Raw genomic sequence first — 19,546 nt, forward strand, 5'->3', positions numbered from 1 at the left:
GACCGAACGTGGCGCGCACGGTGGGACGTCCAATCAAACCTGGTGCCGACCTTCTCCTGAACGATGACGAGAAGCCGGCATATATACGGCTCCACGACATCGGAAGGGAAAGGCGTTCTCGGCCGTTGCAGGAATTCCTCAACGATGTCGGCGGGCTGATGTTGTCGGCGGAGGCTCCCGCCGTCGCCAGCTTCGTCGCGGGCAAGGTTCTCCAGAGGCTGCTCAAGACCGGCAAGGTGCGCCCCGAGGGCGGGTCCCTTCCCGGCACGCCGGAAGGGCTTGATGACGCCATCGCCCATCTTGCGAAATCGGGACGGAAATATGAGGCGATCGCCAGCCAGTTCCATAGTCTCGCCGACAAGCTGCTCTGGAGACGCGGCCGTTCCGGCCCGTTTGCAAGCCTGAATTTTGGCGACACGCATTCCCATGCGGTTGTCGTCGGCCCGGGCGGCATGGAGGAACGCGCCGATCTCAGGGTCGGCGTGATCTACATGGATCGCTACACCCGTTTCCCCGATCATGTTCAGACGCAGCCCCGTGCCTTCCTCCTGCTTTCGCCCGCTGAAATCTCCCTTGGCGATTCCCAATGGTTTTCTGCCGCTACCGGCACAGTCTTCGCGAACGATGCCGGGCAATCCTTCGCGATAAGATGCACGGCCCGGCCGCTTCTCGCGGTCTGGTGCCAGATCGAGCCGGAGACGAAATAGATGACCGAGACGACTGATCTGCCCGAACGCGAGAGCATGGAATTCGACGTTGTGATCGTCGGCGCCGGTCCGGCCGGTCTTGCGGCGGCGATCCGGCTGAAGCAGGTCAATCCGGACCTCTCGGTCGTCGTGCTGGAGAAGGGCTCTGAGGTCGGGGCGCATATCCTGTCTGGTGCGGTCGTCGATCCGATCGGCATCGACCGGCTGCTGCCCGGCTGGCGTGAGGAGGAGGGGCACCCGTTCAAGACCGAGGTCAGCGCCGATCACTTCCTGCTGCTCGGCCCGGCCGGCTCTGTTCGCCTGCCGAATGTGCTGATGCCGCCCTTGATGAACAATCATGGCAATTACATCGTTTCGCTTGGGCTCGTCTGTCGCTGGCTGGCGACCAAGGCCGAAGAACTCGGCGTCGAGATCTATCCGGGCTTTGCCGCCACCGAAGTGCTCTACAATGAAGAGGGCGCGGTGATCGGTGTCGCCACCGGCGACATGGGCATCGAGAAGAACGGCGAGCCTGGACCCAACTATACCCGCGGCATGGAGCTGCTCGGCAAATATACCCTGATCGGCGAGGGCGTGCGCGGCTCGCTCGCCAAGCAGCTGATCGCCAAGTTCGATCTGCAGAAGGATCGTGAACCGCAGAAATTCGGCATCGGCATCAAGGAACTCTGGCAGGTCAAGCCCGAGCATCACCGGCCTGGCCTGGTGCAGCACTCCTTCGGCTGGCCGCTGGGCATGAAGACCGGCGGCGGCTCCTTCCTCTATCACCTGGAAGACAATCTGGTGGCGGTCGGCTTCGTTGTCCATCTGAACTACAAGAACCCCTATCTCTATCCTTTCGAGGAATTCCAGCGCTTCAAGACGCATCCGGCCATTCGCGGAACCTTCGAGGGCGGCAAGCGGCTGTCCTATGGGGCGCGCGCCATCACCGAGGGCGGCTACCAGTCGGTGCCGAAGCTCACCTTCCCCGGCGGGGCGCTGATCGGCTGTTCGGCCGGTCTCGTCAACGTGCCGCGCATCAAGGGCAGCCACAATGCGGTGCTGTCGGGCATGCTGGCGGCCGAGAAGCTGGCGGCGGCGATCGAAGCCGGCCGCAGCCATGACGAGGTCACCGAGATCGAGAACGAATGGCGCAAGGGCGACATCGGCCGCGACCTGAAGCGGGTGAGGAACGTCAAGCCGCTGTGGTCGAAGTTCGGCACCGCACTCGGTGTGGCGCTCGGCGGCTTCGACATGTGGACCAATACGCTGTTCGGCTTTTCCGTCTTCGGCACGCTGAAACACGGCAAGACCGATGCGCAGTCGCTGGAGCCTGCCGCCCAGCACAAGCCGATCGCCTATCCGAAGCCGGATGGCGTCCTGACCTTCGACCGTCTGTCCTCGGTGTTCCTGTCGAACACCAATCACGAGGAAGACCAGCCGGTGCATCTCAAGGTCAAGGACATGGGCCTGCAGAAGCGTTCCGAGCACGATATCTATGCCGGCCCGTCGACGCGCTACTGTCCGGCCGGCGTCTATGAGTGGGTGGAGAAGGACGGGCAGGACACCTTCGTCATCAACGCCCAGAACTGCGTGCACTGCAAGACCTGCGACATCAAGGACCCCAACCAGAACATCAACTGGGTGCCGCCGCAGGGCGGCGAGGGGCCGGTCTATCCGAATATGTAACTGCCAGAATTCGATTTAAGGGAAGGATATCAAAATGGACGTTCGCGCCGCCGTTGCCGTTCAGGCCGGAAAACCGCTCGAAGTGATGACTGTGCAGCTGGAAGGGCCGCGGGCCGGCGAAGTGCTGGTCGAGGTCAAGGCGACGGGCATCTGCCACACCGATGATTTCACCCTGTCGGGCGCCGATCCGGAAGGCCTCTTCCCCGCCATCCTCGGCCATGAGGGCGCCGGCATCGTCGTCGATGTCGGCCCGGGCGTCACCTCGGTGAAGAAGGGCGACCATGTCATTCCGCTCTACACGCCGGAATGCCGCGAGTGCTATTCCTGCCTGTCCCGCAAGACCAACCTCTGCACCTCGATCCGCGCGACCCAGGGCCAGGGGCTGATGCCGGATGGCACCAGCCGCTTCTCGATCGGCAAGGACAAGATCCACCACTATATGGGCTGCTCGACCTTTTCGAACTTCACCGTGTTGCCGGAGATCGCCCTTGCCAAGGTCAATCCCGACGCCCCCTTCGACAAGATCTGCTACATCGGCTGCGGCGTCACCACCGGCATCGGCGCGGTCATCAACACCGCCAAGGTCGAGATCGGTTCGACGGCGATCGTCTTCGGCCTTGGCGGCATCGGTCTCAACGTGCTGCAGGGCCTGAAGCTTGCCGGCGCCGACATGATCATCGGTGTCGATATCAACAGTGATCGCAAGGAATGGGGCGAAAAGTTCGGCATGACCCACTTCGTCAATCCGAAGGAGGTCGGTGACGACATTGTGCCCTATCTGGTCAACCTGACCAAACGCAACGGCGACCTGATCGGCGGCGCCGACTATACCTTCGACTGCACCGGCAACACCAAGGTGATGCGCCAGGCGCTGGAAGCCAGCCATCGCGGCTGGGGCAAGTCCATCATCATCGGCGTGGCCGGCGCCGGCCAGGAGATCTCCACCCGGCCGTTCCAGCTGGTCACCGGCCGCAACTGGATGGGCACCGCCTTCGGCGGCGCCCGCGGGCGCACCGACGTGCCGAAGATCGTCGACTGGTACATGCAGGGCAAGATCCAGATCGATCCGATGATCACCCACACCATGCCGCTCGAAGACATCAACAAGGGCTTCGAGCTGATGCATACGGGCAAGTCCATCCGCGGCGTGGTCGTGTACTGAGCCATGAAAACCATCTCAACCGAAAATTCTCATGGCGGCACCCAGGGCGTTTACATCAATCGCTCGGATGTCTGCGACTGCGACATGACCTTTGCGGTATTCCTACCGCCGCAGGCCAAAGTACGGAAGTTGCCGGTTCTATGGTACCTATCCGGTCTGACCTGCACCCATGCGAACGTCATGGAAAAGGGAGAGTATCGGCGTCTTGCCGCAGAACTCGGTATTATCATCGTCTGCCCCGACACCAGTCCGCGGGGCGATACCGTCCCGGACGAGCCGGATAATTGGCAGTTCGGCAAGGGTGCCGGCTTCTACGTCGACGCCACCGAGCCGCCGTTCGCACAGAATTATCGGATGTACAGCTACATCGTCGATGAATTGCCGAACCTTATCGCGGCCGAGTTTCCGGTCGACATGACGCGGCAGGGAATCTTCGGCCACTCGATGGGGGGACATGGCGCGATCACGATCGCGCTCAAGCACCCCGAACGCTTCGGCAGCTGCTCGGCCTTCGCGCCGATCAGCCATCCCTCGGTCTCCGGCTGGTCAAAGCCGGCATTCCAGAAATACCTCGGATCGGATGAAAGGAACTGGCGGGCCTATGATGCCTGCTCGCTGATCGAAGACGGGCACCGGTTCCCGGAATTCCTCGTCGACCAAGGCACGGCGGATAGCTTCCTGCAGGACGGATTGCGCCCCGAAGAGCTCAGGCAGGCCTGCGAGACGGCCGGCATCAGCCTGCGGCTTCGCATGCAGGACGGGTACGGCCACTCCTACTTCTTCATTTCGACATTCATGGAAGACCATCTGCGCTGGCACGCGCGGAGATTGGGAGACTGATTGCAGAGCTTGGCCGGGCATATCGCAAACGGCCCAGAAGGGGAGGAGAAACCCATGACCAGCATAGCCATACATCCGGCAGTGGATTCAGGCTTTCGGGCGACTGACGCTGCTTTCGCAGGCGGGACGCTCGTCTGCAAATGCGCAAGCAATCCGGTCAAGGTGAAGATCAAGGGCGATATCGCCCATAATCACGCCTGTGGCTGCACCAAGTGCTGGAAGCCCGAGGGCGCCGTCTTCTCGGTCGTGGCGGTCGCTCCGACCGAAAGCGTCGAAGTGCTGGAGAACGGCGATAAGCTCGCCGTCGTCGATTCCGCCGCCTTGATCCAGCGCCACGCCTGCAAGGAATGCGGCGTGCATATGTATGGGCCGGTTGTGCGCGAACATCCGTTCCAGGGATTGTCCTTCGTCCATCCGGAACGCTTCCAGGAAAGCGGCTGGGCGAAGCCGGGCTTTGCGGCCTTCGTGTCGTCGATCATCGAGAGCGGCTTCGACCCCGCGAAGATGGACGCCGTCAGGGCGCAGTTGAGGGCGTCCGGCCTCGAGCCTTACGATTGCCTAAACCCTGGCCTTATGGACTACATGGCCACGTGGACCGCCAAGAAGAGCGGCGCTCTGGCTTCTTAATCGACCCCGGGGAGCGCCGGGCCGGCGCTCCCCGACAAAACCGCCGCCACCGGAAACGAGATATTCCGCAATGGCCGCTCGCCGGGTCGCCGGCGTCCAGGCTTCGAGGCCTGATGACCGACGTCGTATCGACGTCAACTCCAGAGACATTCTCACCGACCTGCCACGATGATCCGCTGGCAAGAACGCCGCGACGGTCGCCGCCGCGGAATGTCGATCATTGTCAGCACGTTAAAGCGGCGCCTGACAGGCATCGCGACCATAGCGCTCGGCATCATTGTGTATTCTATAAATACTAATTGTGTACGCAAAGTACACAATTATTGACTCCCTCCGACAAGCGTGCCATTTTCACGGCGTAGAGCAACGACTGGCCGGAGAGCGACGATGGCGAAGACACCCAAGAGCAATCTCTACGAAGACCTGAAACGGCAGATCCTGACGATGGAACTGGACCCGGACGCCGATCTGGACGAAGCCAGTTTGAGTGAAAGATACGGGCTCTCGCGGACGCCGGTTCGCGACATATTTCGGCGCCTTGCCGGCGAGGGTTATATCGACATCCGCGAGAACAGGGGTGCGCGGGTCATCCCGATGAACCATTCCACCCTGCGGAATTTCTTTCTCGTCGCACCGATGATCTACGCGGCGATCGGCCGTCTCGCCGTGCAGAATTTCAAACCCGCCCAGCTTTCAGACCTGAAGCAGACCCAGGAGCGGTTCCGCGCCGCCAGCGAGAACATGGACCCTTTGGCGATGGTCCTCGAGAACAATCGTTTTCACGAAATTTTCGGCGAGATGTCGGGCAACGTCTATCTGCAGCCGAGCCTCGGCCGGCTGCTGATCGACCACGCGCGCATCGGCCACACCTTCTTCCGACCGAGGAACGAGGACATGAAGCGGCGGCTTCAAGTGGCCGTCGACCATCATGACAGCTTCATCGATGCGCTCGGCGCCCACGATGAGAATGCCGTCGTCGACCTCGTCTTCGAACACTGGGAATTGTCCCGCGAGAACATGGAGATGTTCATCGCCCCGCAAGGCCTCAAGGCGGACGCCTTCCTCGGCGGTCCCGCTACGCAAATATTGGAGAAGTCATCGTGAAGTTTGAGGGGATCTATACGCCGGCGGTGACGCCGCTCGATCAAAATGGCCAGATCGACAAAGCCGGATTTGCCGGCGTGCTCGAGTCGCTGATCGAGGCCGGCGTCCACGGCATCATCGTCGGCGGCTCGACGGGCGAGTATTACGCCCAGAGCAGCCAGGAGCGCTTCGACCTCGCAGCCTATGCGAGGGACGTCATCGGCACGCGGCTGCCCCTTATTATCGGGACCGGCGCCACGCGCACCGAAGATTCGGTCGAATACGCAAAGGCGGCGAAGGACATCGGCGCGGATGCAATCCTGGTGTCGTCACCGCCCTACGCGCTGCCGACCGAACGCGAGAATGCGGTCCACGCTCTGACCGTCGACCGCGCGGCCAACCTGCCGATCATGCTCTACAACTATCCCGCCCGCATGGGTGTCGTGATGGGCGAAGAATATTTCTCCCGCGTCGGCAAGTCGAAGAACGTGGTCGCCATCAAGGAAAGCTCCGGCGACATGGGCAACCTTCACCTGCTTGCCCGGAAATTTCCGCATATTGCACTGTCTTGCGGCTGGGACGACCAGGCGCTCGAATTCTTCGCCTGGGGGGCGAAGAGCTGGGTCTGCGCCGGCTCCAACTTCCTGCCGCGCGAACATGTGGCCCTCTATGAGGCCTGCGTCGTCGAAAAGAACTTCGACAAGGGCCGGGCGATCATGACCGCGATGCTGCCGCTGATGGACTTCCTCGAATGCGGCAAATTCGTCCAGTCGATCAAGCACGGATGCGAATTGATCGGGCTGAACGTCGGCTCGGTCCGCGCGCCGCTGCGCCCGCTCAACTCCGAGGAAAAACGAACACTTCAGACCGTCGTCGCCACGTTGAAGCGCACGGTCAGCCAGATCACGTCGGGAGCAAACCATGCATGAACCCTTGACCGCAGCCGAATACAAGGCGATCGCCGCCGGTCTTCAACTTCCGACGAATGCCTTCGTCGACGGGGCATTCCGTCCGGCGAACTCCGGCAAGACGTTCACCTCCACGAACCCTGCGACGGGTGAGGCTCTCGCCGAGATCGCTGCATGCGATGCCTCCGACGTCGACGCCGCCGTCGCCAAGGCGAAGCAAGCCTTCGACGATGGCCGCTGGCGGCTGCGTTCGCCGGCCGAACGCAAGGCGGTGCTCCTCAAGCTCGCCAAACTTTTGGAGGAGCATCGTCACGAGCTCGCCGTCATGGAGAGCCTCGACAGCGGCAAGCCGGTCGGTGAATGCCAGACGGTCGATGTTGCCGATACCATTCATACGCTGCGCTGGCACGCCGAGCTGATCGACAAGCTCTATGACAACACCGCTCCGGTCGGCGCAAACGCGCTGACGATGATCGTGCGCGAGCCGATCGGTGTTGTCGGATGCGTGCTGCCGTGGAATTTCCCGCTGCTGATGCTGGCCTGGAAGATCGGCCCGGCGCTTGCCGCCGGCTGCTCGGTGATCGTCAAGCCGGCACAGGAAACGACGCTCACCACGCTGCGCGTCGCCGAGCTTGCTCATGAAGCAGGTATCCCGGCTGGCGTCTTCAACGTCGTGACCGGCGGCGGCAAGGAGGTCGGCGAGCCGATCGGCCTGCATATGGATGTCGATATGGTGGCCTTCACCGGATCGACGCCCACCGGCCGCCGCTTCCTGCGCTACGCCGCCGACTCGAACCTCAAGAAGGTGGTGCTCGAATGCGGCGGCAAGAACCCCGCGGTGGTTCTCGACGATGCCGAAGACCTGGACCTCGTTGCCGAGCAGGTCGTTAACGGCGCCTTCTGGAACATGGGCGAGAACTGCTCGGCCACCTCGCGTCTGATCGTTCATGCCAATATCAAGGACGAACTGCTGAAACGCATCGGCGCCTACATGCGCGAATGGAAGACCGGCGATCCGCTCGACCCGGCAAACCGCATCGGCGCGCTCGTCAGCAAGGCGCATTTTGAAAAGGTGAAGTCTTTCCTCGACGACGCCAAGACGGAGAAGCTCTCGATCGCCCATGGCGGTGAAACCTATAACGGCATCTTCATCGAACCGACGGTGGTCGAGGGCGTGACGCCGGCCAGCCGCCTCTTCCAGGAAGAAATTTTCGGCCCGGTGCTTTCGGTGACGACCTTCAATTCGCTGGCCGAGGCGATCGCCCTTGCCAACGACACGAACTACGGCCTGACGGCGTCCGTCTATACCGGTAGCCTGCGGAACGCCATCAGGCTCTCGCGGGAGATCCGCGCCGGCGTCGTCACCGTCAACTGCTTCGGAGAAGGCGACGCCAGCACGCCGTTCGGCGGCTACAAGGAGTCCGGCTTCGGCGGCCGCGACAAGTCGGTCTTCGCTCACGACAATTACTGCGAACTCAAGACCATCTGGATCGACGTATCCGAACGGTCGGTCGACGAGACGATCCGATGACCCGCCATGTGATCAAGCGCCTGCCGATCGATACCGGCGTTTCGGGATGGGAGGCGATCAGCGAACGCGCCTTTCCCGCAATGGCGCTTGAACACGACATTACCACGGACTGGCTGATTGTCGGCGCCGGATTTGCCGGCCTGTCGGCGGCCCGCCGCCTCTCGCAGTTGCGCCCTCAGGACAAGATCGTCGTCCTGGAGGCGCGTGAAGTCGCCAAGGGTCCGGCCGGGAGAAATTCCGGCTTCATGATCGACGTGCCGCACAATCTCTCTTCCGGCGAGTATTCGGTGGCCGACGAAGAGGCGACCAAGGACGAGATTCGACAGAACCGTCTGGCGATTTCCTTCGCGGCCGATGTCGCGGCGGAATACGGCCTGTCCAGGGAAACCTTCGATCCGGCGGGCAAGGTGAATGCCGCGGCCTCCGACCGGGGGCTCGGGCTCAACGACAACTACAGGAAGTCGCTCGAAAAGATCGGTGAGCAGCATCGCGTTCTCGATGCCGATCAGATGCGGGAGATGACGGGCTCGCGCTATTATCGCGGTGGGCTCTATACGCCGGGCGCGGTGATGATCCAGCCCGCCGACTATATCCGCGGCCTGGCGCGCGGACTTAGCGCAAAGATCGCCATTCACGAGCACTCGCCGGTGCTGGAGCTTTCCCGCGAGCGAAAGTCCTGGAAGGCGAAGACGGCTCGCGGATCGGTCTCCGCGCCGAAGGTCATTCTGGGCGTGAACGGCCATATTCAAAGCTTCGGCCATTTCCGCGGGCGGCTGATGCACATATTCACCTACGCGTCGATGACATCGGCCTTTTCCCAGAACGAATTCGGCGGCGATATCACCGGCGCGGACCGTTGGGCGCTGCTGCCGGCCGACCCGATGGGCGCGACGGTGCGCAAGATCACCACAGATGGCCGTTCGAGGATCGTCATCAGGACGCGGTTCACTTACGACCCGAGCCTCCAAGTGTCGGAGAAGCGGGTCGCCGGCGTGGCGGCCGAGCAGCGCCGCTCGTTCGACGCTCGCTTCCCCGGAATGCAAAGCCTGCCGATGGAGTTTAGCTGGGCGGGTGCGCTCTGCCTGAGCCGAAACCATGTGCCGGCATTCGGCGAGGTCGAGGAAGGGCTTTTTTCCGCCTGCTGCGAGAATGGTCTCGGCACCGTCAAGAGCACGCTTGCGGGAATGATGGCGGCCGATCTGGCGACAGGCGCCGCAAGCCCCGAACTCGACAAATACAAGAACCAGCCGGAACCGGTGAGATTGCCGCCCGAGCCCATCGCGTGGCTCGGCGTCAACTCGGTCATCCGCCTGCAGGAATTGCGTGCTGGCCGCGAGGGATGATCCCTCGGCCCGCGCAATGTGAAGCTGCCCGCTCGCAGACTTCAATGAGAATGGGAACGTAAAACAGGAGTAAGAACAATGAAAAATTTGTGGAAGGCGCTTTGCGCCGCTGCAATGATCGGGGTCAGCATCCTTCCTGCTCGCGCGGAAGAAAAGACGATCACCATGGGCACGATGTCGTGGGAAGATCTGACGCCCATCACCGGTATCACCAAGAAGGTTCTCGAAGACGCGGGCTACACCGTCAAGGTGACCGAGTTCTCCGAGTGGGGCATCGCCTATGCCGCTCTCGCCAAGGGTGACATCCAGGTTCTCACCTCGCAGACGGACTATGTCGCGCAGGACTACTGGGACAAGAACAAGAACCGCCTCGAAAAGATCTCGCCGGTTTCGCACGGCCTCTATCAGGGTGTTGCGGTTCCCAAATATGTCCCGATCGACTCGCTGGAACAGCTCAATGAAAACGCCGACAAGTTCGGCGGCAAGATCATCGGTATCGAACCGGGCGCCGGCCTGATGCGCGATACCTCGAATGCGGTCAAGGACTACGGCCTCGAGCTCCAGCTCGTCGAGGGCAGCACCGCCGCGATGACGGCGGCGCTGAAGTCCGCCTATGATCGCAAGGAGTGGATCGCGGTGACGATCTGGGAGCCGTCCTGGATGGTCCAGAAGTACGAGGTCAAGTACCTCAAGGATCCGAAGGGCATCTTCCCGCCGCCGCAGAGCTACTACTGGATCGGCCATAAGGGCTTCTCCGCAGAGAACCCGCATGCGCGGGAAGTGATGGCCAGCGTCTATGTGCCGCTCGCCGACATCACCGCCATCAACGGCGCGGTCAATGAAGGCAAGACCATGGACCAGGCCGTGCAGGATTGGATCGGCGCCCATGCCGACCTGATCAAGCGCTGGGAAAACATCAAGAAGAACTAACCGCGTCGTGGCCGTCCGATCCGTCGGGCGGCCATCCTACAGCGCCGCGCGTTCTTTTGGACGCGCAAAGGACGCTGGGAGATTCAACGAGAGAAGCCAGCGCCGATTGGCTCAAGGGGATCGCTATGAAAACCGTAACTGCCGATATCAATGATGTCCTGATCGACTGCCAGTCCCTCTGGAAAGTCTTCGGTGACAAGTCCGCTGCGGCAATGAAGTCGATCAAGGAGCGCGGCCTCGGCAAAAAAGAGGTCTTGAAGGAATACAACTGCGTCGTCGGCGTGTCCGAGGCGAGCCTCCAGGTGCGGCGCGGCGAAATCTTCTGCATCATGGGCTTGTCGGGAAGCGGAAAATCCACGCTCATCCGCCTGCTCAACAAATTGATCACGCCGAGCGCCGGCAAGGTCCTCGTCAAGGGGCGCGACCTCGCCGCCCTGTCTCCGGTCGATCTCCGGCAGATGCGCGCCAGGAACATCGGCATGGTGTTTCAGAGCGTCGCTCTGTTGCCGCACCGCACAGTCCTGGAAAATGCGGCCTTCGGCCTCGAGGTGCAGGGAATAACCAAGCCGGAGCGGAACAAGACCGCCGTTGCCGCGCTCGAGAAGGTCGGCCTCGCCGACTGGGTGAACCGGTATCCGGGCGAGCTTTCGGGCGGCATGCAGCAACGCGTCGGTCTCGCCCGCGCGCTCGCTTCCGACCCCGAGATCATTCTGATGGACGAGCCGTTCAGCGCGCTCGATCCGCTCATCCGGCGCCAGCTTCAGGACGAATTCCGGCAGCTGACTAAAGCCTTGGGCAAGTCCGCGGTCTTCATCACCCATGATCTCGACGAGGCGATCCGGATCGGCGACCGCATTGCGATCATGAAGGACGGCGTCATCATCCAGACCGGCACGGCCGAGGAAATCATCCTCAACCCGGCGGATGCCTATGTCGCCGAATTCGTCGCCGGCATATCCCGTCTCCATCTGATCAAGGCGCATTCCGTCATGCGCAGTGTCGCCGAATTCCAGCAAAGCGCGCCGAATTCCGACATCGCGTCGCTGGCGCGCACGACGCCGGACGCCGACATCGACGAACTCATCACATTGACGATGCAGTCGGAGCGCGACGCCATCGCCGTCGTGGACAATGGTCAGATTGTCGGCGTGGTCACGCCGCGCAGCCTGCTGATGGGCGTCAAGGGACCATCCGCCCACGATCTGCCGGCGGCGTCCACCAACTGGAGCTGATTGACATGGATAGTTCAGGCTTCATCGATCTTTTTGACGAATGGACCGATTCCGCGCTCGAATGGGTGAGCGACAATGGCGAGTTCCTTTTCGATTCCATCAGGCAGGTTCTCGAAGGGCTCTATGCCGGGATCCTCTGGCTCCTGGAACTTCCGCCATTCTATCTGATCGCGCTGATCGTGGCGCTCGTCGGCTGGCGGCTGGTCAATGTCTGGTTCGCCCTGCTGAGCGGCGTCGCGCTGGCGCTTTGTTTTTCCATGGGACTCTGGCCGGAGACGATGAGTACGCTGGCGCTGGTCTTGACCGCAACCACGCTCGCCCTGGTGATCGGCATCCCGATCGGCATTATGGCCGGCTTCTTTCCCGCCCTCGATCGTTTCATGGAGCCCGGCCTGGACCTGATCCAGACGCTTCCGCCATACATCTACCTGCTGCCGGCGATCGCTCTGCTCGGCTATGGACCGGCGACGGCATTGATCGCGACCGTGATCGTCGCCGTGCCGCCGGCAATCCGCCTGACGTCTCTCGGTATCCGGATGACGCCCAAGGAGTTCATCGAACTCGGAGAGGCGCTTGGGATGACGCCGGCGAAGATGTTCTTCAAGATCCGCCTTCCCTTCGCGCTGCCGAGCATCATGGCGGGCATCAACCAGAGCCTGATGATGGCCTTCGGCATGGTCGTCATCGCAGGCATCGTCGGTTCCGGCGGGCTTGGCGAGACGATCTACGGCGCGATCAGAACGCTCGACATCGCGACCTCGATCAATGGAGCGATCGCCATCGTGGTTCTGACCATGGTGCTTGATCGCATAACCCAGAGTGCTGCTCGTCTGGGAACGGGGAGGAAGTCATGAATCCGTCCATCCTGCAGTTTTCGCCCGGCGCTTTCCTGGCGCCATCCGTCGATTGGCTCAACACCAACTTTCATCCGCTGTTTGCGGCGATCAGCTATCTGGTCGAAGCGGTGCTTTCCGGATTCGAAGCGGCACTGCTCTTCGTGCCGCCCTATGGGCTCATCGCGATCGTCGTCGTTCTGGCATTCGTCGCCGTCGGTCTGCGCGCCGCGATCCTGGCCGGTCTTTGCCTGGGCTTCTGTCTCCTCATGGGGCTGTGGACGGCATCGATGCAGACCCTGTCTCTGGTCACCGTCGCGGTCCTGATCTCCGTGCTCATCGCCTTCCCGATCGGCGTCCTGTGCTCGCGCTACAAGACATTGGAGGCGATGGTTCGCCCGGTTCTCGATGTGATGCAGACCGTGCCGCCGTGGGTCTATCTCATTCCTGCGGTGATGATCTTCAGCCTTGGACGCGTGCCGGCAATCATCGCCACCATCGTCTATGGCATTCCGCCGATGCTCCGACTGACCACGCTGGCATTCAACCAGGTGCCGAAGGAATTCATCGAACTCGGCAGCGCTATCGGCGCGCCGCCTCGCTCGGTGCTTTGGAAGATCGAGATCCCCTTGGCCAAGCAGACGCTCCTGGTCGGGCTCAACCAGTGCATCCTTCTGTCGCTGGCCATGGTCGTGCTGGCCGGGCTCGTCGGTGCCGGCGGTCTCGGTGCTGAGGTGACGCGCGGCTTGACGCGCATGGAGATGGGGCTTGGTCTCAGGGCAGGCCTGGCGATCGTCGCCGTCGCCCTTCTGCTCGACCGGCTGTCCCGCGGCCTGCTCGACCGCGACAGGCTGCCGAAGGCGAAATGAGCAAGGACATAGAGAGATGAGAAACAGCTTCTTCTGCATCGATGCGCATACTTGCGGCAATCCCGTCCGCTTGGTCGCCGGAGGCGGTCCACTGCTTGCCCATGCACCGATCAGCGAGCGCCGGGAGATTTTCGTCCGCGACCATGACTGGGTGCGCAAGGCGCTGATGTTCGAGCCGAGGGGGCACGACATCATGTCAGGGGCGATCATCTATCCTGCCTATCGGCAGGACTGCGATTTCGCCGTGCTGTTCATCGAAGTGAGCGGCTGCCTGCCGATGTGCGGCGCCGGCACCATCGGCACCGTGACCGCCGCGATCGAGGAGGGGCTGGTCAAGCCGCGCGAACCCGGCCGGGTCGCCATCGAGACGCCTGCGGGGAGGGTTGACGTGACCTATGAGGAGAAGGACGGATATGTCGATTCCGTTCGTCTCCACAATGTGGCGAGCTATCTCCATGAGGCTGATGTCGAGGTGGATGTGCCGGGAATGGGCCGTCTGCGCGTCGATATATCCTATGGCGGCAACTATTATGCGGTCGTCGAACCACAGGATAACTGGAGCGGCCTCGACGGCATGACCGCATCCGACATTGTCGGCTGCAGCCAGAGACTGAGGTCGGCGCTTGCCGGTATCTGCGATCCTGTCCATCCCGACGACCCGAGGATTCGCGGTGTGCATCACGCCATCTGGTGCGACCGCCCGGTGAATGACGTCTCGGATGGACGCTGCGCCGTCTTCTATGGCGAAAAGGCCATCGATCGATCGCCGGGCGGCACCGGCACCTCCGCCCGCATGGCCCAGCTCTATGGGAAGGGGCGGCTTACCATCGGGTCGAGATACCGGCATGAAAGCCTGATCGGAACCATCTTCGAGGGCCGGGTCGAAGCCGAGGCGAGCATTGGACCCTATAGCGGCATTCTTCCCAGCATCGGAGGCTGGACGCGCGTCATCGGGCACAACACCATTTTCGTTGACGATCGTGATCCGCTGGCGCATGGCTTTCAGATCCGATGAGCGCGTTTTCGGCAGGGAGATGACTATGCGACCCGATCAGCAACGCCAAGCAGACGACGCCGCAAGATCGGCTGGCCGGCTCAAAGTCGGGTTCGTTCTGGCGCGCTCGTTCACGCTGTCGGCCTTCGCACTCTTCGTGGATACGCTGCGGCTGGCGAGCGACGAGCAGGATCGCTCCGGAAGGCTTCTTGCCGACTGGCAGGTGATCGGCAGCACGAGGCACCTGATCACCGCGAGCTGCGGCGTCCAGGTTGCGCCGACCTCCGATTTCGTCGATCCGGCGAAGTTCGACTACATCGTGGTCGTCGGCGGCCTTCTGACGGTGGAGAACCCCGTCGACCAGCAGACCATCGCCTTTCTCAAGCAGGCGGATGCCAAGAAGGTGCCGTTGATCGGCGTGTGCACGGGTTCATTCATCCTTGCTGAGGCCGGCCTGATGAAGCGGCACGAAACCTGCGTGAGCTGGCTGCATTACAAGGAATTTCGCGAGCGCTTTCCCGAGCTCAGCGTTCGTTCCGACCGGCTCTTCAATCTCGATCGCCAGCGCGGCTCTTGCGCAGGCGGCAGCAGTTCCGCCGACATGGCGGCATTGCTGGTCAGGAAACGCATCAGCCGCGACGCCGAGCGAAACGCGCTTGAAGTGCTTCAGATCGAAAAGGCCCGGACGTCGGCGGATATACAGCCGCGGCGACCGCTCTACGACGAGTATGAAGACGCCCGCGTCAAGGCGGCGATGATTGCGATGGAACAGTTCGTCGACGGCAGCATGTCGATTCAGAAGCTTGCCGCCATGGTTGGCCTGTCAAGGCGGCAACTGGAGAGGATCTTCATCGACAAGACCGGAATGTCTCCCGCCAAGGCCTATAATCGTGTTCGCATGGAGCGGGCGAAATCGATCCTTGCCCAGTCGAAGGCGCCGCTGATCGAGATCGCGCTCGATGTCGGCTTTGAAAACGCCTCGCAGTTCACGAGAACCTTCAAGCGCACATTCGGGCAGACGCCGTCGCAGCATCGCGCAGCCGCTTTGAGAGCGCACTGAGTTTACTCAGATCTCTTCCCACGGAAACGTGTCCAGCCGCTCGGCGCCCCTGGCCGTGATCAGAGCCTGGGTTTCCAGCTTGATGCTCTCGGATCCGGCTTCGGCGATCAGGCTTTCGACGTTGAGCACCATGCCCTCCTCGAAGGCGCCGCTGAAATCCGGGTCGAAATCCGGATGCAGAAGGATCCCCGGCCACTCGTCCGCCATTCCGGTTCCGTGCAGAGCAAGCGTGTATCGATAAGGCTGGTATTTCTCCGGAATCCGCCACGACTGCGTGTTGAATTCTGCGAACGTCATGCCGGGCTTCAGGATTGCGAGATTGTGCTCGATCTGATCCCTGGCCGCCGCGTAAAGTTCCTTCTGCTTGGTGGTCATGGCGACATGCCCTGCGGTCCACGACCGCGAGAGGTCGGCGCAATAGCCGTAGGGTCCGATCATATCGGTGTCGAAGGATATCATTTCCCCGCGCTTGATGACGTAGTCCGAACACTCCTGATACCAGGGGTTCGTTCTCGGGCCAGCGGTCAAGAGCTTGGTCTCCAGCCACTCGCCGCCGCTGCGGGCGTTTTCGAAGTGAAGCTCGGCCCAGATTTCTCTTTCGGTGCGGCCGGGCTCTGACATCTCGTACATCCGCGCCATGCCGGCTTCGCAGACACGGATCGTCCATCGCATCAGCTCGATTTCGTCGGCGCTCTTGATCGATCGCGCCCGCTCCGCCAGTTCCTGGCCGTCGACAAGCGTGAAGCCGCGTTCGCGCAGTTCGAAGGCGCCGGCGGGTTCGAGCCTGTCCACCGCAACGCGCCTGTTGCTGCCATGGCTGCTCACGAGGTCCGCGACCTCGTCCGCCCAGGCTTTCAGGCGGGGTTCCATCAGGTTGCCCGCCGTGAAGAATATCCATGACTTCGCCGGCCGGATCTCGTCGATGCCGGGAAGCCCGTCATTGACGTGCTCGGCGCCTTCGAATTCGAACAGTATCGCCGGACCATCGGCGAGGACCAGAGCGTAGCGCGAGGCGTTGTGCATCGTCCAAATGCTCATATTCGATGAATCGAAGGCATATCGGATGTTGACGGGGTCGTAGAGCAGCAGGGCGCCGCAGTCCCATTCGCGCATCGTCGTGCGCAGGCGCTCCAGACGATAGCGGCGAGCCCGATCGAGCGTCGTGGCCGGCACAGGACTGATAAGAGGCCGATCCGCTCCCTCAGGATTGAGATATGCCTGCTTCCGCTCATCCTTGAAGACCGTCGAGCCGGTCGGCTCAGCGGAATCGCTTTGGTCTCGCAGCATCGAAGTCAGTCCTTGTCGTCGGTGAATGGCGCGACGTTACCGGGCGCTCAGCGCTCGATGACGAGATCGCTGAGCGGCTTCGAGCAGCAGGGCAGGAAGAAGCCGGCGTCGATTTCCCTTTGGCGAATTCCGCCATTGTGGTTCATGTCGACCGTCCCGGAGGCGAGCTTCGATTTGCAGGTGCCGCAGACGCCGTTCGCACAGGATGACGGTATCCTGACGCCCGCCTTCTTCGCGCATGAGAGCACGCTCTGCTCGCCTGTTACCGCGATGCTGCGGGCCTGTTTCGAGAAGGTGACCTGGAAAACCTTGGCAGCCGCCTCCTGAACCGCGGGAATTTCGGGTTCGTCGATGACAGCGGCGTCGAAGCTTTCCTCCAGGTAGTTCGAGCCGGCGACGCCGAGTTCGGCGGCAATGCCGCGCGCAGCCGCCATGAACGGGGCGGGACCGCAGCACATCACGGTTCGCTCAGTGATATCGGGAACGGCAAGCCCGATATATTCTTTCGAAATGCGACCGGTCAGGCCGGGCCAGGACGGCTCGCCGGCAACGGTCTCCGGGAGAAAGTGGAGGCGAAGACCTTTCAGCCTGCGGGCGATGCAGGCGAGCTCGTCGCGAAAGATCAGATCCTGGGGCGTCCGGCCGGCATGCATGAAGACGACGTCGGCCGGTTCGCAACTGTCGGCGATCTCACGCAGAATGGACATGACGGGTGTAATGCCGGAGCCGCCGGACAAAAGCAGAAGCTTACGTCCCGCCGTCTGGGGCCTGACGAAGTGACCGAGCGGACCGTTCGCCTTGACGGCTGCCCCGGGAGCCAGCGTGTCATGAAGCCAGTTGGAGATCTTGCCGCCGGGAACGCGCTTCACCGTCACGGAGAAGGCATTCGTCCGATGCGGCGAAGACGAGATGCTGTAGCACCTGTTTTCCGCCTCTCCATTGTGCTCGAGATCGAACAGAAAATACTGTCCCGCCTTGAAGGCGAACCGCTTGCCCTCGCGCGATGCGAAGGTGAATGTCTTGACGTCGTGGGTCTCCTGCTGAACGTCGAGACAAACGAGCGTGTCGTCTTCTTCCGGGTTCCAGACGTCGTCAAGAGCGGCCCTGGCTGTGGCCGCTTGCGGGCTCCTAGTATCCATGTGCGCGCATCCGGTCGATGTACCAGGTGGCGAACTTGTCGAGGTTCGTCTCGGAGAAGCGGGAGTAGGGGCCTGGCTGATAGGCCGGGTCGAGAGCGCCTGCATGGGAGCGCGCCACCAGATCGGCGTCCTGGTCGGTCGTTGCCACCCAGACATCCGTCAGCTTGTCGAGATCGTAATCCACGCCTTCGACGGCGTCCTTGTGGACCAGCCACTTGGTTCTGACCAGCGTCTTGCCCGCCGACAGCGGGATGACGGTTGCCACCACCGCATGGTCGCCCATGAAGTGGTTCCAGCTGTTGTGGCCCCAAAGATGCATGTCGCCGAGATCCTTGCGGGTCATGTGCCCGAGCAGCTTGGAGGATGCGGCGGTGGCATCGTGGGTCTGGGATTCACCGGCGCCTGCGATGATCAGCCGCTGGGTGCGGAAATTTGTGGCGCAGTCGGCGAGTTGCTCGACGGCAGCCGAGGGAAAGCCGTCAGCCTCCCACGCCTTCGTCCGCTCTTCATACAGCCTGAAATGCTCCTCGGCCTGTTCGCGATCCTCCGGGCTCAGCGTCTCGGGGTCGAAGCCGAAGTCGAGATCGACGAAGGAGACGCAAAGCTCCGGATGGTTCGCGGAGCAATGGTAGCACTCGCGATTGTTCTCCATCGTGAGCTTCCAGTTGCCGTCCTCGATGACGTCCGTCTGGTGAGCGATCTTGGCATTGCGGATGTCGTAGGGAGCGAGGCGCTCGACCATGGCCTGTTCGAGGAGAGCGATGTCCTCGGGCGGATTGTCGGAGAGGCAGACGTAGATCAGCCCGCCGATCGACTTGAAGGTGACGGGCTTGAGGCTCCGACACTCCTTGTCGAAGTCCTTGCCCATGTGCGGGGCGTAGCTGAGCTCGCCCGTCAGTTCATATGTCCAGGTGTGATAGGGACAGACGAGTTTTGAGACGATCGTCTTGCCCGGATCGAGAAGGCGGGAGCCGCGATGGCGACAGACATTGTGCAGGACGCGAATTTCACCGTCGTCGTCGCGCAGGAGGATCAGGCTCGTCTTGCCGATATCGATGACCGTGGCGTCGCCGGGTTCGGGAACGTCACAGTCGAGGCCGACACAGATCCAGTGATTGTGGAAGAAAACGTCGATGTCTGCTTCGAACGCATCTTCTCTGACATACAGCCCGGCCGGCAGCGAGTGACCGTTGGCACGAGCGTCGAGAAGGGCTGAAATGGAAGAAGGAAGTCTGTTTAGCATGAGAACCTCTTATGCGAGAGTTTCCCTAGATTGCCCTTGCATACCCGGCATTTCAACGGCATAAAAAATCACGTTCGCATAAGTTTTTATCAT

General features: G+C 61.9%; 18 protein-coding genes. 15 read left to right on the forward strand and 3 right to left on the reverse strand.

The features are described from left to right. Window positions 1-8: 8 nt before the first annotated feature. The 15 genes from NE851_RS33980 (at window position 9) to NE851_RS34050 (ending at window position 15,784) form a co-directional block, all read left to right on the forward strand. Entirely contained in the window at window positions 9-707 is a 699-nt protein-coding gene (locus tag NE851_RS33980) for a dimethylsulfonioproprionate lyase family protein (RefSeq protein WP_063476712.1), read from the forward strand. Next, window positions 708-2,372: an electron transfer flavoprotein-ubiquinone oxidoreductase gene (locus NE851_RS33985; RefSeq protein ID WP_254962501.1), complete on the forward strand. Its 1,665-nt coding sequence runs from the start codon at window positions 708-710 to the stop codon at window positions 2,370-2,372. It abuts the gene before it with no gap. Window positions 2,373-2,406: 34 nt separating this feature from the next. After that, complete coding sequence (locus tag NE851_RS33990; protein WP_254962502.1) at window positions 2,407-3,534, forward strand: S-(hydroxymethyl)glutathione dehydrogenase/class III alcohol dehydrogenase; 1,128 nt, start codon at window positions 2,407-2,409, stop codon at window positions 3,532-3,534. Between the two features lie 3 nt (window positions 3,535-3,537). After that, entirely contained in the window at window positions 3,538-4,374 is an 837-nt protein-coding gene (gene fghA / locus NE851_RS33995; protein WP_127431826.1) for an S-formylglutathione hydrolase, read from the forward strand. 54 nt (window positions 4,375-4,428) lie between these two features. Next, window positions 4,429-5,001, forward strand: a complete 573-nt coding sequence (gene gfa / locus NE851_RS34000; protein WP_127431825.1) for an S-(hydroxymethyl)glutathione synthase — start codon at window positions 4,429-4,431, stop codon at window positions 4,999-5,001. A 387-nt stretch (window positions 5,002-5,388) separates the two neighbouring features. Next, window positions 5,389-6,105: a GntR family transcriptional regulator gene (locus NE851_RS34005; protein ID WP_047619566.1), complete on the forward strand. Its 717-nt coding sequence runs from the start codon at window positions 5,389-5,391 to the stop codon at window positions 6,103-6,105. Further along, window positions 6,102-7,013 carry a dihydrodipicolinate synthase family protein gene (locus NE851_RS34010; protein ID WP_127431824.1) on the forward strand — a complete coding sequence of 304 codons (912 nt, stop codon included), beginning with the start codon at window positions 6,102-6,104 and terminating at the stop codon, window positions 7,011-7,013. Before NE851_RS34005 ends, NE851_RS34010 begins: the two co-directional genes overlap by 4 nt. Further along, window positions 7,006-8,523 carry an aldehyde dehydrogenase gene (locus tag NE851_RS34015; RefSeq protein ID WP_127431823.1) on the forward strand — a complete coding sequence of 506 codons (1,518 nt, stop codon included), beginning with the start codon at window positions 7,006-7,008 and terminating at the stop codon, window positions 8,521-8,523. The genes NE851_RS34010 and NE851_RS34015 overlap by 8 nt, the downstream gene beginning before the upstream one ends. Then, the gene (locus tag NE851_RS34020) at window positions 8,520-9,866 is read left to right on the forward strand and encodes an NAD(P)/FAD-dependent oxidoreductase (protein WP_254962503.1); all 1,347 of its coding nucleotides are present in this window, start codon (window positions 8,520-8,522) and stop codon (window positions 9,864-9,866) included. Before NE851_RS34015 ends, NE851_RS34020 begins: the two co-directional genes overlap by 4 nt. Before the next feature lie 78 nt (window positions 9,867-9,944). Beyond that, on the forward strand, window positions 9,945-10,796 hold the full coding sequence (locus NE851_RS34025) for a glycine betaine ABC transporter substrate-binding protein (protein WP_127431821.1): 852 nt from the start codon (window positions 9,945-9,947) through the stop codon (window positions 10,794-10,796). A 125-nt stretch (window positions 10,797-10,921) separates the two neighbouring features. Further along, the gene (locus tag NE851_RS34030; RefSeq protein ID WP_063473467.1) at window positions 10,922-12,028 is read left to right on the forward strand and encodes a quaternary amine ABC transporter ATP-binding protein; all 1,107 of its coding nucleotides are present in this window, start codon (window positions 10,922-10,924) and stop codon (window positions 12,026-12,028) included. 5 nt (window positions 12,029-12,033) lie between these two features. Then, the gene (locus NE851_RS34035) at window positions 12,034-12,882 is read left to right on the forward strand and encodes an ABC transporter permease (RefSeq protein ID WP_048338730.1); all 849 of its coding nucleotides are present in this window, start codon (window positions 12,034-12,036) and stop codon (window positions 12,880-12,882) included. Then, on the forward strand, window positions 12,879-13,730 hold the full coding sequence (locus NE851_RS34040; RefSeq protein WP_047619578.1) for an ABC transporter permease: 852 nt from the start codon (window positions 12,879-12,881) through the stop codon (window positions 13,728-13,730). Before NE851_RS34035 ends, NE851_RS34040 begins: the two co-directional genes overlap by 4 nt. 16 nt (window positions 13,731-13,746) lie before the next feature. Beyond that, a complete protein-coding gene (locus NE851_RS34045; protein ID WP_254962504.1) occupies window positions 13,747-14,745 on the forward strand; it encodes a 4-hydroxyproline epimerase in 999 nt (332 codons plus the stop codon). A gap of 25 nt (window positions 14,746-14,770) precedes the next feature. Then, entirely contained in the window at window positions 14,771-15,784 is a 1,014-nt protein-coding gene (locus tag NE851_RS34050; RefSeq protein WP_047619668.1) for a GlxA family transcriptional regulator, read from the forward strand. Window positions 15,785-15,790: 6 nt separating this feature from the next. On the opposite strand, the gene NE851_RS34055 is transcribed toward NE851_RS34050, so the two are convergent. The 3 genes from NE851_RS34055 to NE851_RS34065 are packed head-to-tail and all read right to left on the reverse strand — an operon-like array spanning window position 15,791 to window position 19,453. Then, the gene (locus NE851_RS34055; protein ID WP_127431820.1) at window positions 15,791-17,071 is read right to left on the reverse strand and encodes a M24 family metallopeptidase; all 1,281 of its coding nucleotides are present in this window, start codon (window positions 17,069-17,071) and stop codon (window positions 15,791-15,793) included. 47 nt (window positions 17,072-17,118) lie between these two features. Next, the gene (locus NE851_RS34060; protein WP_127431819.1) at window positions 17,119-18,210 is read right to left on the reverse strand and encodes an FAD-binding oxidoreductase; all 1,092 of its coding nucleotides are present in this window, start codon (window positions 18,208-18,210) and stop codon (window positions 17,119-17,121) included. Next, complete coding sequence (locus NE851_RS34065) at window positions 18,200-19,453, reverse strand: aromatic ring-hydroxylating oxygenase subunit alpha (protein ID WP_127431818.1); 1,254 nt, start codon at window positions 19,451-19,453, stop codon at window positions 18,200-18,202. The genes NE851_RS34060 and NE851_RS34065 overlap by 11 nt, the downstream gene beginning before the upstream one ends. Window positions 19,454-19,546: the final 93 nt, after the last annotated feature.

The sequence above is a fragment of the Rhizobium anhuiense bv. trifolii genome (assembly GCF_024346605.1).
Lineage (GTDB): Bacteria > Pseudomonadota > Alphaproteobacteria > Rhizobiales > Rhizobiaceae > Rhizobium > Rhizobium anhuiense.

What these genes read in the sequence shown, in the direction of transcription:
- NE851_RS33985 (WP_254962501.1), top strand. Translation starts at nt 708, where the DNA reads ATGACCGAGACGACTGATCTGCCCGAACGCGAGAGCATGGAATTCGAC.
- NE851_RS33990 (WP_254962502.1), top strand. Translation starts at nt 2,407, where the DNA reads ATGGACGTTCGCGCCGCCGTTGCCGTTCAGGCCGGAAAACCGCTCGAA.
- fghA (WP_127431826.1), top strand. Translation starts at nt 3,538, where the DNA reads ATGAAAACCATCTCAACCGAAAATTCTCATGGCGGCACCCAGGGCGTT.
- gfa (WP_127431825.1), top strand. Translation starts at nt 4,429, where the DNA reads ATGACCAGCATAGCCATACATCCGGCAGTGGATTCAGGCTTTCGGGCG.
- NE851_RS34005 (WP_047619566.1), top strand. Translation starts at nt 5,389, where the DNA reads ATGGCGAAGACACCCAAGAGCAATCTCTACGAAGACCTGAAACGGCAG.
- NE851_RS34015 (WP_127431823.1), top strand. Translation starts at nt 7,006, where the DNA reads ATGCATGAACCCTTGACCGCAGCCGAATACAAGGCGATCGCCGCCGGT.
- NE851_RS34020 (WP_254962503.1), top strand. Translation starts at nt 8,520, where the DNA reads ATGACCCGCCATGTGATCAAGCGCCTGCCGATCGATACCGGCGTTTCG.
- NE851_RS34025 (WP_127431821.1), top strand. Translation starts at nt 9,945, where the DNA reads ATGAAAAATTTGTGGAAGGCGCTTTGCGCCGCTGCAATGATCGGGGTC.
- NE851_RS34030 (WP_063473467.1), top strand. Translation starts at nt 10,922, where the DNA reads ATGAAAACCGTAACTGCCGATATCAATGATGTCCTGATCGACTGCCAG.
- NE851_RS34035 (WP_048338730.1), top strand. Translation starts at nt 12,034, where the DNA reads ATGGATAGTTCAGGCTTCATCGATCTTTTTGACGAATGGACCGATTCC.
- NE851_RS34040 (WP_047619578.1), top strand. Translation starts at nt 12,879, where the DNA reads ATGAATCCGTCCATCCTGCAGTTTTCGCCCGGCGCTTTCCTGGCGCCA.
- NE851_RS34045 (WP_254962504.1), top strand. Translation starts at nt 13,747, where the DNA reads ATGAGAAACAGCTTCTTCTGCATCGATGCGCATACTTGCGGCAATCCC.
- NE851_RS34050 (WP_047619668.1), top strand. Translation starts at nt 14,771, where the DNA reads ATGCGACCCGATCAGCAACGCCAAGCAGACGACGCCGCAAGATCGGCT.
- NE851_RS34055 (WP_127431820.1), bottom strand. Translation starts at nt 17,071, where the DNA reads ATGCTGCGAGACCAAAGCGATTCCGCTGAGCCGACCGGCTCGACGGTC.
- NE851_RS34060 (WP_127431819.1), bottom strand. Translation starts at nt 18,210, where the DNA reads ATGGATACTAGGAGCCCGCAAGCGGCCACAGCCAGGGCCGCTCTTGAC.
- NE851_RS34065 (WP_127431818.1), bottom strand. Translation starts at nt 19,453, where the DNA reads ATGCTAAACAGACTTCCTTCTTCCATTTCAGCCCTTCTCGACGCTCGT.